The sequence below is a fragment of the Salinivibrio sp. MA440 genome, from assembly GCF_001996265.1.
Lineage (GTDB): Bacteria > Pseudomonadota > Gammaproteobacteria > Enterobacterales > Vibrionaceae > Salinivibrio > Salinivibrio costicola.
Window position 1 is genome coordinate 1 of record NZ_MUFI01000005.1, and the last position, 12,798, is coordinate 12,798.

Sequence of the window (12,798 nt, forward strand, 5' to 3'; positions counted from 1 at the left end):
GTTTAAAGGGAGGCCTAGAGTAAAAGCTCGTGCGCGCAAATCAATTTAGCGCTGCCAAAATGGATTAAAATAAAATAATAATTTGTAATTTTTTATTTTTCAGTTGAATAATCTAATAAGTTGATGGAATTCGCATCAGGTGAAAGGAAACTCAGCGAACAGCTGTAACGAAAGAGAGGGGAGTTAGCGGGTTGGCTAACGTCGATGATGAGAATCGTCGCTAAAAACAGGCACCTTGTTGTCCAGGAGCCTGTCTGTTAACAGCGTAAGCTGTCGCTGATTATCCGCAGCTTGATACTAGATTGCAGTGGGCGTGAGTTGTTGCTGTAGCTGCTCAGCCAGTGGAGCGGCCTGGCCGCTGGTCTTGCCCACCACGATGACATTGGCCGATTGTACCGGCAGGCTGACCGAGTGCATTGTGCCATCGCTTTTCTCGGCTGGCGCTTGGCTGGCCGATGGCACCACAAACACCGTATAGGTCTGCCCGCTGGCTCGCATCACCATATGCAGTGCGTGTTGGCCACCAAAGCTGCAATGATTAATATAGGTGATCTCGCCTGGCAACTTACTGAAGGCTTTTCCAAAAGGTTGCAATTTGGCGTTCACTTGCTCAACCGTCGCGGCTTCGTTGATGCCCGCAATAAATGTCTGTTCATGATAGTAGTGATCCAGTGCAGTACGATTTAGATCCGGCGTCGTAATGCCCCAATTTAACTGGCCGAGTGTCAGTCCAAACACAAACGCAATGGATGCTGCCATAGCAAGGTACCCGCGAGTTCGGCGCTTGGGTTGCTCGGTATCGTTGGTTTGTGAAAATAGAATTTTATCGGCTAAGTCCTCAGGCACATCAACGCGAAGCGCTTGGTCTATTTTGCTATCGAGATTGGCGACATCCTCGGCATAGCGTTGATGACGAGGAGAGGCCGCCTTCGATGCCTGTAGCTCGGGATCAGACGGGTCGGCCAAAAGACGGCGTCGAAATTCAAGATCGTCCATACTGTTGCCCTCCTGCCGTTGGATTATCAAGCGCTTCTTTGAGTTGTGCACGGGCCCTAAATAAGCGTGTCATCACGGTGTTTTTATTTAAATCTAACAGTTGCGCAATTTCCTCACCGCTAAAGCCGACAATCACTTGGAGCACCAATGGTTCGCGATATTCCGGGGCGAGGGCGGCAATTTGTCGATGTAACCAGCGCTGCTCCATTGAAGCTTCTTGGCTGGGACGGGTTTTATCTTCCCATTCTCCGTCTTGTATATCGATATGATCGTGCTGTTTGCGCTCAAAACGTCGTGCGTTTTCTCGGCGCAAAATAGTGATCAACCAGGCTTTCGCTGCCTTCTCGTCGTGCAAACTGTCCAAGGATCGCCAGGCACGCAGGCACGTCTCTTGAACTAAGTCTTCGGCGATATGTGGATCTTTGGCCAACCAATAGGCATACCGGTAGAGATCACGGTGCCAAGCGCGTACCAATGCCTCGTAGCGGGCTTGTCGAGTCATGCAGGATGAACCTTTTTAATCGATGCGTCCGTCTATAGACCGAGTGATTTGTCATTTAATTTCAGCTTAGGTGAAAAATCGGCACAAGTTTGATCTGTTTCAATATTGAATCCCTGCAAATCGGTAAAGTTAACCCTGTCGTTATCGGCCATGTGTCGACACTCGTGAGGTTGAGTGAACGGCGTTTCCTTTTTGAATGATATGACTTTCTGTTCGGATCTGGGTGCGGGAAAAGCACTGCACACTTCCCAGATTATCGTTTTGCTTTCCAATCTTTTTTGGGGCTCACGCTAGCGTGTAGCCCCTTTTTTTATGCCGTAGTTTCTTTTCAATCTGCTGTTATTAAATCACTCTCGGTACAGGGTACACGGAACTGTGCGCTTGTTGGCAATCTTACCAATCAATTAAAACGGGTGTTTTAAGCTAGTAACAATTTGGTTACAATCCTGGTCAGACCTGTAGAACATCCTAAGGAGCAGTGATGACGTCTCAGCAACATCTTAAAACCGGCAATGGCGATCGTATTGCCATTGTGTCTGGGCTGCGTACGCCATTTGCGCGCCAATCAACCGCTTTCACTGATGTGCCAGCGGTTGATTTGGGCAAAATGGTGGTACAAGAACTGCTGAACCGCAGCAGTATTTCCCCAAAAGACATTGATCAAGTGGTGTTTGGGCAGGTAGTACAAATGCCTGAAGCCCCCAACATTGCGCGAGAAATTGTATTGGGTACGGGGATGGACATTCACACCGATGCCTACAGTGTCACCCGTGCCTGTGCGACCAGCTTTCAAGCCGTCGCCAATGTGGCAGAAAGCATGATTGCAGGCAATATCCAAGTGGGAATTGCCGGGGGCGCGGATTCGTCATCGGTCTTGCCGATTGGCGTAAGCAAAAAGCTCGCCCGTACCTTGTTAGATTTAAGCAAAGCGAAAACCATGAGTCAGCGCTTAAAGCTGCTCAGTAAGCTATCGGTTAAAGATTTAGCCCCTGTACCACCGGCCGTCGCCGAATACTCAACCGGCCTCAGCATGGGGCAGACCGCTGAACAAATGGCGAAGTCACATCAAATTTCACGAGGCGATCAAGACGCACTCGCGCTTCGCTCTCATCAGCTTGCCAGTAAAGCGTGGGATGAAGGCTTGCTTAGTGATGAAGTCATGACGGCGTACCCTGAACCATACAAAGCGTGGATTGGACAAGATAATAACTTGCGTCCCCATTCCACCCTGGAAGATTATGCCAAATTACGCCCTGCATTTGACCGTAAACATGGCTCTGTGACCGCGGCAAACAGTACGCCGCTTACTGATGGTGCGGCGGCAGTATTAATGATGCCAGAAAGCCGTGCTAAAGCGCTTGGACTCGAGGTCTTAGGCTATATACGCTCCTACGCGTTTTCGGCGATTGGCGTACAAAAAGATATGTTGATGGGCCCTTCGTATGCGACCCCGATGGCGTTAGACCGCGCGGGGATCACGTTGGCGGATCTCACCTTAATTGATATGCACGAAGCGTTTGCCGCGCAAACCCTATCGAATGTGAAAATGTTTGCCTCTGATACCTTTGCCCGTGAGCACCTCAATCGTGATCGCGCCATCGGTGAAATTGATATGGACAAATTCAACGTGCTGGGCGGCTCGCTTGCTTACGGCCACCCCTTTGCTGCTACAGGCGCGCGCATGATCACTCAAACACTGCGTGAGCTTAAACGTCGTGGTGGAGGATTAGCGCTTAACACCGCGTGTGCGGCTGGTGGGCTAGGTGCTGCAATGATCTTGGAGGCAGAATAATGACAACCGATAATACACAAGCCTTTACGCTAACGATTGCTGATAATTACATTGCTTGGCTGACCATTGATGTGCCTGGCGAGAGCATGAACACCTTGCAAGCGAGTTTTGTCGAGGGCGTTTCAGCGGTGCTGGATCAACTCGAGGGCAACCAGTCGATTAAAGGACTGGTGATTCACTCTGGCAAACCGGACAACTTTGTCGCAGGCGCTGACGTGCGCATGCTAGAGGCGTGTGAAAGTGCCGAACAAGCGAGTGAGATCGCGGGGCAAGGACAAGCCTTATTCTCACGTATTGAAAAACTGCCTTTTCATGTGGTGGCTGCGATTCATGGTCCTTGTTTAGGCGGTGGGTTAGAGTTAGCGCTTGCCTGTCACAGTCGGGTTGCTACTGATTGGGATAAAACGCGACTGGGCTTGCCGGAGGTGCAACTTGGTCTGCTTCCCGGATCGGGCGGTACGCAGCGTTTACCGCGCTTAATAGGCGTCCCCGATGCATTGGACATGATGCTAACCGGTAAGCAGCTTCGGGCGAAGAAAGCGAAAAAACTCGGCGTGATTGATGATTGTGTCCCGAATACGGTTCTGCTTGATGTCGCCGAAGCGTTGGCGCAAAAGTCCAAGCCGAAACGTAGCCGGACATGGCAAAGCTGGATGTTAAGCGGAAATTCGGTAGGGCGTAACCTCGTCTTTGATCAAGCGGGTAAAAAAGCGCGTGCCAAAACGCGGGGTAATTATCCGGCAGCGGATGCTATCTTAGCGGTGGTCAAAAAAGGCCTAGATAAAGGACTAAAAACAGGTTTCGCGGAAGAAGCTCGACAGTTTGGCGAGCTGGTGATGACGCCTGAATCAAAGTCATTACGCAGTCTCTTCTTTGCAACGACCGCGATGAAAAAAGAAAATGGCGCGGACGCTGAGCCAGGTCAGGTTGAACGAGTCGGTGTTCTCGGTGGTGGCTTGATGGGGGCGGGCATCGCCCATGTCTCCGTTGCCAAAGCCGGTTACCCCGTGCGAGTGAAAGATGTCAGTGAAGACGGCATTTTAAACGCGCTTCGCTACAGTTACGCGTTGCTCAACAAAAAGCGGAAGCGCAAGCAAATCAGTAAAGCTGAGTTGCAAGCGACCATGATGCAACTGTCTGGTGACACACAAGCCACGACCTTGTCGAATGCTGACGTGGTGGTTGAAGCGGTGTTTGAAGATTTATCGCTAAAACACCGCATGGTGCAAGAGATGGAGTCGATAACAAGTAAAGACGCTATTTTTGCCACCAATACCTCTTCACTGCCTATCCACCAAATTGCCGAAGGCAGCCAGCGGCCAGAGAAGGTTGTTGGCTTGCATTACTTCAGCCCGGTGGAAAAAATGCCTTTAGTCGAGGTAATTCCACACCAAGGGACCAGTGATAAGACGATATCTACCGTGGTTGAGCTTGCTCGCAAACAGGGGAAAACACCGATTGTGGTGGGGGATAGCGCTGGATTCTATGTGAACCGGATTCTTGCCCCGTACATGAACGAGGCGGCGCGTGTGTTATTGGCTGGCGAAACGATTGAGCATATCGATAATGCATTGCTCGACTTTGGTTTCCCGGTCGGTCCTATTACGTTACTTGACGAAGTGGGTATTGATATTGGGGCTAAAATTGCGCCAATTCTCACCCAGGAGCTGGGTAAGCGCTTTGAAGCGCCAGATGTCTTTGATGTGCTGTTAAATGATGACCGTAAAGGGCGTAAAACCGGTAAAGGCTTTTATCGCTACGATGCCAGTAAAAAAGGCAGCAAAGGTAAGCAGGTTGATAAAAAGATCTATAGCTTATTGAACATTAAACTCAATGCGAGTTTGTCGGGTCATGAAGTAGCCCAGCGTTGCGCGCTGATGATGCTGAATGAGGCGGCACGTTGCCTCGACGAGGGCGTCATTCGCTCCGCACGAGATGGCGATATTGGTGCGATCTTTGGCATTGGCTTTCCGCCATTTTTGGGCGGACCGTTCCGCTACATGGATCATATTGGTATCGAACGTGTGGTGAGCTTGCTCCAAGCGCATCAAAATCGTTACGGTGAACGGTTTGCGCCTTGTGAACGCCTGTTGGCAATGGCGAAAGAAGGCGATGTCTTCTATCCCGATACCGAATAAGCGCGTCGCTTAAAAAAGAGCGAGCGCCAAGCAAAAAACAGGGCCATAAAGCGCGGCCCTGTTTTTTTATATTTTAACGGTAGGTTAGTCTTCACTGCGCCGACATCGTGCGCGGAAAGCCTCAATATCGGTAATCGGGTAAGCGCCGTCTAAGGTGGCATCGTCTTGGTGGTCAATGCCACAGCTGTGCATCACAAGTCTATCGGCGGTTCTTGGTTTTAAGGTATTGACCACAAAGCGTACCATATCAGCGCGTGTGAGCTCAGCCATGGCGTCGGCCACTTGCTCGCGACGTTGATAGTGATAATCTTTGTTGCCAATACTGATCCAGTAACGTTGCGCACGCGCGCGTAAATTATTATCTGGCTCTCGCACCTGGGCGAGTAGGCTCTGTTTGCTGCTCTGCCAACGCGATTCGCTCATCTCCAAGAGCACCATAAAAAACGCATTCAAAAAATCGTCAATCGCCCCCATTAATAACTCAGGGCCTGCCAACGGCGATTGCACGTAAAAAATCAATCCAGGGTGACGATTGAGGGGTAAATTGTTCGCGCCAACCATATAACCAAGTTGTTGTTTAGTCCGTAATTCGTTAAAAAAAGCGGACGACATGAGATGGTTCGCGAGGGTATAGGTCGCCACCGCCTCCGGGTCGGTAGATGCGCTTTGATAATACACCAAGAGCGCGGACTCTGCGTGTCCAAGAGTGCGCTCATAACTGACGGTGCCAACACCGTCGAGCAAGGTCAGCGGTCGCACCGATTCTTGATAGGCTTGCCCTTCTACGCGTAGCGCATCTTTAACGGTGTTGGCCAGTGCTTGCGTATGGTTAAGGTGCCAATTGCCATAGACAAACATATCGACATGGAGGGTGGCGAGCATGGCCTCGACAAACTCAGGTAGATCGCGCAATGTCACCGTCTCTAATGCACTTAAAAGGGCATGATATGGTGGGTTATTGGGTTGCAATAAGCCGGTCATACTGTTGTACAGCTGACTGAGTGGTTTATTTTTCTCGGCATTTTCCCAGCTTCGTTTTAGCTGCGCTTTAATCGTTTCAAAGCGTTCGGGATTAAAACTGCGCTGAGAAAATCGCTGTAAAATCAGCTTGAGTAATAAAGGTTGCTTATCGTTAAAGCCACTGAGGGTTAAGGTCACGCCGCCTTGGTGCGCATACAAATTGTAATTCATGCCCGCAATTTCGGCCTGATACGCTTGCTCATTCAATGCTTCTAATAACATCTCAACGCTAAGCCGGGTCATGACAATATTTTTAACCGTCGCGACCGCATGTGGGCTATCAATGGCAATATAGACATGCCCTTTCGGCACGCGGAAGTGTGGCTCTTGGCCATGCCAGAGACGAAAGCCTGGCAACGTCTCGATTAAGTGCGGGGTGTCACTTTGGTCGGGCTCAACGGGGAGCGGGTGCAGTGCATCGGCAATATAGGGGTTTGGATCCGGTAGGGCGAGCGCTGGCGATATCGAGTCTGTTTTCCATTGTGCGATTTGCTTAGCAGAAAACCGTTTGATGGAATAAGGCGTTTGATACCATTCTGCTTGCTGATCATGGCTAAAGCCTTTTGCCACCAGCATCACTCGAACGTTATCGACGCTCATATGCTGCAACATGGTTTGAATTTGAGTGTGATCGAAGCCGGCCATCATATAATCCCCATACAAGAGATCGGCCGGTGCGTAATGGTGCATATTCATGACCAACTGACTCACGGTATCAATAGGGCGAAGTGCGTCTTGATAGTGAAAAGCTAACTCTTGCACTTGCCGCTTTTCCTGATAGCGCCAAGCTTGGACACCGTTCTGTCGAATCAATGCGATCGCTTCAAAAACATGGGTGATGATATCGTCGATGTGGCTTAAGCCCAATTCGGTGAGCGCAAAGCCAAGTGTAAACTCGCGAAAGTCTCGCCCACTGATCCCGCCGCCTGCTGAGAGTGTGTTGATATAGCCTTTATTTTTTAATAATGACATCAGGCTACCCGGGCCTTCATAACCGAGCAGATGGGCAATGTAAGATAAAGGCTTGGTACGATATTGATCAGGGCTTTCTGGCACGGAGAAAGCGAGGGTGAGTTTGCGCACCTCTTTAAGCGGCGCAATGGTGACCCATTGATGGCGCTCGGCCTTGGTCACTAGCGGTGCGTCAACGGTAAGCACGGGATAATCATGATTAGCAATCGCGGCAAAATATTGCTGGGCCAGCGCCTCAAGGTCATCGAGCGATTGTGGTCCGGTGAGCGCAACCGTCATCAAATTCGCGCTGTAATTGGCGTGATAAAATGCGATCAAATCATCGCGCACTGATTGATCCGGACGGTCAGCCAATGTTTCTACACTACCGACGGAGAATTTGGCGAACGGATGCTGAGGATTAATGGTTTCTTTGTGAACTTGATAGATACGTCGCACATCATCATTGAGCTTCATGCGATATTCAGCGTCAACTGATTGACGTTCTTTATCCACGGCATCTGCGTCGAAACGCGGTGAAATAAAGAAAGCGCTGAAGCGATCTAAGGCGGGAGCGAACTGATTGGGACGAATATCGAAAAAGAAGGTGGTATTTTCTGTCCCCGTCCAGGCGTTGTTATGGCCACCATGTTGGCTGATAAATCGCTGAAAATCGCCAATCACTGGATAAGACTCAGTGCCTAAAAATAGCATGTGCTCGAGAAAGTGAGCGAGCCCTTGTCGGTCTACCGGATCATGAAAGTGCCCCACATTGACCGACAAGGCCGCGGCGCTGCGATGCGCCTGTGGATCGTTGATCAGTAAAACACGCAATGCATTAGGCAGCGTGATATAACGGTAGTGTTTGTTGTCGTTTGGGCTGACGTACACAAGCAACTCACTTTTAAAGTAAATAAGTTAAGGTTAAGTATGACTACCACTGACCAGAGTCGCAAACCACTTATTTGGTCTTTGGTGTTTTACCTTGGTAGCATGCAGCAAATCTCAGTATAGAAGTGTGGGTATTAACGCGATGAAATTGATCATAATGCGTCATGGCGAAGCACAAGCTTTCGCGGCCAGTGATAGTGAACGCGGATTGACCGCGCATGGCGAGCAACAAAGCCAACAAATGGCAACCTGGCTCCAGCAGCAGCTTAACGGGCAGGCCATTGATAAAGTACTCGTCAGTCCGTATTTACGCGCGCAACAGACATGGCAAGCATGTGCGCCTCTATTGCCTGCCGCTGGCGAAGTACTCACTGAAGAGGGTATTACGCCGTATGGAAACAGCGATCTGGTCCATACGTATCTAAGCGCGATGATAGAGGTAGATAATCCCGGTGTGATTTTGTTGATCTCACATTTACCGCTGGTTGGCTACTTGACCAATGAATGGGTAAAAGAGGGCCAACCGCCAATGTTTGCCACCTCGGCAATGGCGATCATTGACGTTGACACAGCGACGCAACAGGCGTCACTGGCTACCCTGATGTCGCCACGTCAGCTCGGACGCTAACGCTCAGGCACTTCGATTAATACCAAGAGGGCAGCATCGCCACCAAACTCGCGTGGCGCTTGATGAAACGCCATCACGCTGGGATGCTGGGCGAGCCAGAGGGGGATTTTTTCTTTGAGGATGCCTTTACCAATACCGTGCATCACGCTGGCACAGCCGGTCCCCTCTTTGACGCACTCGGCGAGCATCGCCCCGAGCTCTCGCTTTGCCTCGGTTTGGGTCATGCCATGTAAATCTAAATAGATATCGGGCACATAGACGCCACGACGAAGCCGTTTGACTTCGTACTTAGAGACGTCTTGCCGCGCATAGTGCATGGGCCCTGACTCCGTTAAAAGTGGCTCAAACTGATCGGAGAAATAAAAGGCATGGTCGCTACTTTGCCGCTCAAACTGGCGTTGTTTACGTGGTTTGCTCATCTGGCGTTGTGGCGGGTTTATGGTATCCTGCTCCAACTTTTTTGCGCCTTTGACGGCATCACGGAATAGTGCTAACTCCTCTTCCGTCATCGATGGTTTTTTGCTCATAAAAAAACTGTCTCCGAGGTAATAGGCTCATTGTACAATCAGCCAGCTCAAAATGCTGCTTATTGTACTGACCTAGCGTCAAAGGGCGACCCCAAATTGCATGAAGCCGATGGAGGCCAATGTGGATACGATTTTTACTGAAGAAGTGGTCAGTGAGTTACATACGCTGCAAGACATGCTGCGCTGGACAGTCAGTCGTTTCAATGCGGCAGGGTTATTTTACGGCCATGGCACTGACAATGCTTGGGATGAAGCGGTTCAGCTGGTACTCCCGACCTTATATCTTCCTATTGATGTCCCGTCTGAAACCCGTTTTTCTCGCCTAACAACCAGTGAAAAGCATCGTATTGTTGAGCGTGTGATTGCGCGTATTAACGATAAAACGCCGGTCGCGTATTTGACCAATAAGGCCTATTTCTGTGGCTTAGAGTTTTTCGTCGACGAACGGGTGTTGGTGCCTCGCTCTCCGATAGGTGAGCTCATCCAACAAGAGTTTGCCGGTATTTTGCCGCACGCACCGAACCGAATAATGGATCTGTGTACCGGCAGTGGCTGTATTGCGATTGCCTGTGCTTACGCCTTCCCCGATGCCGAGATAGACGCGGTTGATATTTCCACCGATGCGCTCGATGTTGCCGAAATCAATATTCAGGATCACGGCTTGGAAGAGCAAGTGATCCCAATCCGTTCCGATTTGCTTAAAGAAGTGCCACAAGACAAATACGATTTAATTGTGAGCAACCCGCCTTATGTCGATGCAGAAGACATGGACGACTTACCGGATGAGTTCCGTCATGAGCCGGAACTGGGCCTCGCCGCGGGGACGGATGGATTGAAGTTAGTGCGTCGAATGCTTGCCAATGCGCCGGATTATCTTAGCGAAGACGGTGTGTTGATCTGTGAAGTGGGCAACTCCATGGTGCATATGCAAGAGCAGTATGGTCATTTGCCCTTGCATTGGCTTGAATTCGAGCAGGGAGGCCATGGTGTCTTTATGATCACGCGTCGCGATTTAGTCGCCTGTGCCGATGAATTTGCCCTTTATCGCGATTAATGCGTGCCTTTGCTCGTGTTACTTAGCCAGCCCTTGTGCTGGCTTTTTTCTATTTAGGGGGCGAGTCAGCGGATTTTTTTGCGTCTTTGGTTGCTTTATGGTTAATTGCTAACAAAGTATGCAAAAACACAACAATGCCCATCAGGCAAACAGAGGAAGGCATGGCAGGCAATACGATTGGACAAATTTTTCGCGTCACCACCTTTGGAGAAAGTCATGGCGTGGCGTTAGGCGCTATTATTGATGGCTGCCCACCGGGGTTAGCGCTGACGGAAGCAGACATGCAACAGGATCTAGACCGTCGCCGGCCGGGCACGTCTAAGTACACCACGCAGCGCCGTGAGCCCGATGCGGTCAAAATTCTCTCTGGCGTGTTTGAGGGCCAAACCACCGGCACATCGATTGGGTTGATGATTGAAAACACAGATCAACGCTCAAAAGATTATTCGAAAATCAAAGATGTGTTTCGTCCAGGCCATGCTGATTTCACCTATCACCATAAATATGGCGTCCGTGATTATCGTGGCGGCGGTCGTTCGTCGGCGCGTGAGACAGCCATGCGCGTGGCAGCCGGTGCGGTGGCTAAAAAGTACCTTGCGCAAGAGCACGGCATTCAAGTGCGCGCTTATCTGGCGCAAATGGGCGAGGTCACTATCGATACCGTCGACTGGGCGCAAGTTGAGCAAAACCCTTTCTTTTGCCCAGATGTGAATAAACTTGAGGAATTGGATGCGCTGATCCGTCAACTGAAAAAAGACGGAGATTCAATCGGTGCCAAGCTCACCGTGGTGGCAGAAAACCTTCCTGTCGGCCTTGGCGAGCCGGTGTTTGACCGTTTAGATGCCGATATTGCCCATGCATTGATGGGGATTAACGCGGTGAAAGGGGTCGAAATCGGAGATGGGTTTGACGTGGTGAATCAGCGTGGCAGTGAGCATCGTGATGAAATCCACCCGGACGGGTTTGCCTCGAACCATGCCGGTGGCATTCTTGGCGGTATCTCTTCAGGGCAGCCACTGGTCGCGCACTTGGCATTAAAGCCTACCTCTAGCATCACAGTGCCGGGTAAGAGTATTGATGTTCATGGTGACGCTGCCGATGTGGTGACGCGAGGCCGTCACGATCCTTGTGTGGGGATCCGCGCGGTGCCGATTGCCGAAGCCATGGTGGCAATCGTACTGATGGACCATTTACTCCGTCATCGTGGGCAAGTTGGCCGTTAAAAGCCGGCCCGCCAATTCACACACGCCTCATGTATCTTGTTATTTGTTGACGCTCCCCCCGTCATTCGTTGGCGGGGCATGTTTGTAACTTTCCCCTATGACTCATAACTATCACGATTTAATTCAACTGTTTAACCAAACCTTTCTCGCGACTTTTAACACCGAGCTGTTATTGGGCGGCGATGAGCCTATTTATCTGCCGGCGAATTCAAATCACCCGCATCACCGCGTGATCTTTGCGCGTGGTTTTTTTGCCTCAGCGCTACACGAAATCGCACACTGGACCATTGCCGGTGAGAAACGCCGTCAACTGGAAGATTATGGCTATTGGTATCACCCCGATGGCCGCGATGCTGATACGCAAGCCGCGTTTGAAGCGGTAGAAGTGAAGCCTCAAGCGATTGAGTGGATCCTTGCGGCAAGTTGTGGTTTTCGTTTTCAAGTCAGCTGCGACAACTTAAGTGGTGTAGAGCCCGATCGCCATGCCTTTGCGGGCAAAGTCCGTCAGCAAGTCATTGATTATTTATCTGACGTAGAGGCAAGCCCGGCTTTGCCCGTGCGCGCTAAGCAGTTTTCTGATACCTTGCGAGACTTTTACGGTGTCTCTGCTCTGGGGCCCGATGACTTTACGTTGCCCAGCTAAGGTTAATAAGATGAAAGTTCAAGATTATGAAGCACGCATTTTGGCATTAATCGATGAGATGGTAGACACTGCCTCAGACGATGAATTATTTGCGAGTGGCTATTTACGCGGCCACGTCTCGCTGGCGGCTGCGGATTGTGAGTTAGAGGGCATGGATGAAGTGGCGTCATTAAAAGCGCGCGTGGATACTAGCTTGTCGAAAAATGCGAGTGAACTCTCACCGGGCGATCAACGCTTGGTCGGGGCGCTTTGGGATCTGCTTCAGCAACAAGTCGAAAAATCGGCTTAATACTGCAATACCGCGCTTCTCAATAACTGCGCTTTTCAACTCCTGTTCTGCGGTATCGAGTGATTATCAAGCCATCGCCTCGACGATGGCTTGGTTGTTTTTACCCACACTTGCTTGTTTTTACCGGTATATAACTAACCATTC

Annotated in this window: 11 protein-coding genes; 7 read left to right on the forward strand and 4 right to left on the reverse strand. The window is 50.4% G+C overall.

Annotation, left to right across the window (positions count from 1 at the left end; all coding sequences use genetic code 11):
* Positions 1–297: 297 nt before the first annotated feature.
* Complete coding sequence (locus BZG80_RS02330) at positions 298–996, reverse strand: DUF3379 family protein (protein WP_077678651.1); 699 nt, start codon at positions 994–996, stop codon at positions 298–300.
* Complete coding sequence (locus tag BZG80_RS02335) at positions 983–1,498, reverse strand: sigma-70 family RNA polymerase sigma factor (protein WP_077460328.1); 516 nt, start codon at positions 1,496–1,498, stop codon at positions 983–985. Before BZG80_RS02335 ends, BZG80_RS02330 begins: the two co-directional genes overlap by 14 nt.
* Before the next feature lie 481 nt (positions 1,499–1,979).
* Here BZG80_RS02335 and fadI point away from each other — a divergent pair, with 481 nt between their 5' ends.
* Together fadI and fadJ are read left to right on the forward strand one after the other, a co-directional pair.
* On the forward strand, positions 1,980–3,290 hold the full coding sequence (fadI, locus tag BZG80_RS02340) for an acetyl-CoA C-acyltransferase FadI (protein ID WP_077460329.1): 1,311 nt from the start codon (positions 1,980–1,982) through the stop codon (positions 3,288–3,290).
* Positions 3,290–5,428 carry a fatty acid oxidation complex subunit alpha FadJ gene (fadJ, locus tag BZG80_RS02345; protein WP_077678652.1) on the forward strand — a complete coding sequence of 713 codons (2,139 nt, stop codon included), beginning with the start codon at positions 3,290–3,292 and terminating at the stop codon, positions 5,426–5,428. Before fadI ends, fadJ begins: the two co-directional genes overlap by 1 nt.
* 84 nt (positions 5,429–5,512) lie before the next feature.
* Here the strand turns inward: fadJ and BZG80_RS02350 are convergent, their stop codons facing one another.
* On the reverse strand, positions 5,513–8,290 hold the full coding sequence (locus BZG80_RS02350; protein WP_198532911.1) for an insulinase family protein: 2,778 nt from the start codon (positions 8,288–8,290) through the stop codon (positions 5,513–5,515).
* Positions 8,291–8,432: 142 nt separating this feature from the next.
* On the opposite strand from BZG80_RS02350, the gene sixA reads away from it, so the two are divergent.
* Positions 8,433–8,918 carry a phosphohistidine phosphatase SixA gene (gene sixA / locus BZG80_RS02355; RefSeq protein ID WP_077678689.1) on the forward strand — a complete coding sequence of 162 codons (486 nt, stop codon included), beginning with the start codon at positions 8,433–8,435 and terminating at the stop codon, positions 8,916–8,918.
* Here the strand turns inward: sixA and smrB are convergent.
* On the reverse strand, positions 8,915–9,445 hold the full coding sequence (smrB, locus tag BZG80_RS02360; RefSeq protein ID WP_021023101.1) for an endonuclease SmrB: 531 nt from the start codon (positions 9,443–9,445) through the stop codon (positions 8,915–8,917). The genes sixA and smrB overlap by 4 nt on opposite strands.
* A gap of 121 nt (positions 9,446–9,566) precedes the next feature.
* Between smrB and prmB the strand changes: the two genes are divergently transcribed.
* The 4 genes from prmB (at position 9,567) to BZG80_RS02380 (ending at position 12,654) form a co-directional block, all read left to right on the forward strand.
* The gene (gene prmB / locus BZG80_RS02365; protein ID WP_028569641.1) at positions 9,567–10,499 is read left to right on the forward strand and encodes a 50S ribosomal protein L3 N(5)-glutamine methyltransferase; all 933 of its coding nucleotides are present in this window, start codon (positions 9,567–9,569) and stop codon (positions 10,497–10,499) included.
* 161 nt (positions 10,500–10,660) lie between these two features.
* Complete coding sequence (gene aroC, locus BZG80_RS02370; RefSeq protein WP_021023103.1) at positions 10,661–11,722, forward strand: chorismate synthase; 1,062 nt, start codon at positions 10,661–10,663, stop codon at positions 11,720–11,722.
* 97 nt (positions 11,723–11,819) lie between these two features.
* Complete coding sequence (locus BZG80_RS02375) at positions 11,820–12,365, forward strand: elongation factor P hydroxylase (RefSeq protein ID WP_077678653.1); 546 nt, start codon at positions 11,820–11,822, stop codon at positions 12,363–12,365.
* Between the two features lie 10 nt (positions 12,366–12,375).
* Complete coding sequence (locus tag BZG80_RS02380; RefSeq protein ID WP_021023105.1) at positions 12,376–12,654, forward strand: YfcL family protein; 279 nt, start codon at positions 12,376–12,378, stop codon at positions 12,652–12,654.
* Positions 12,655–12,798: the final 144 nt, after the last annotated feature.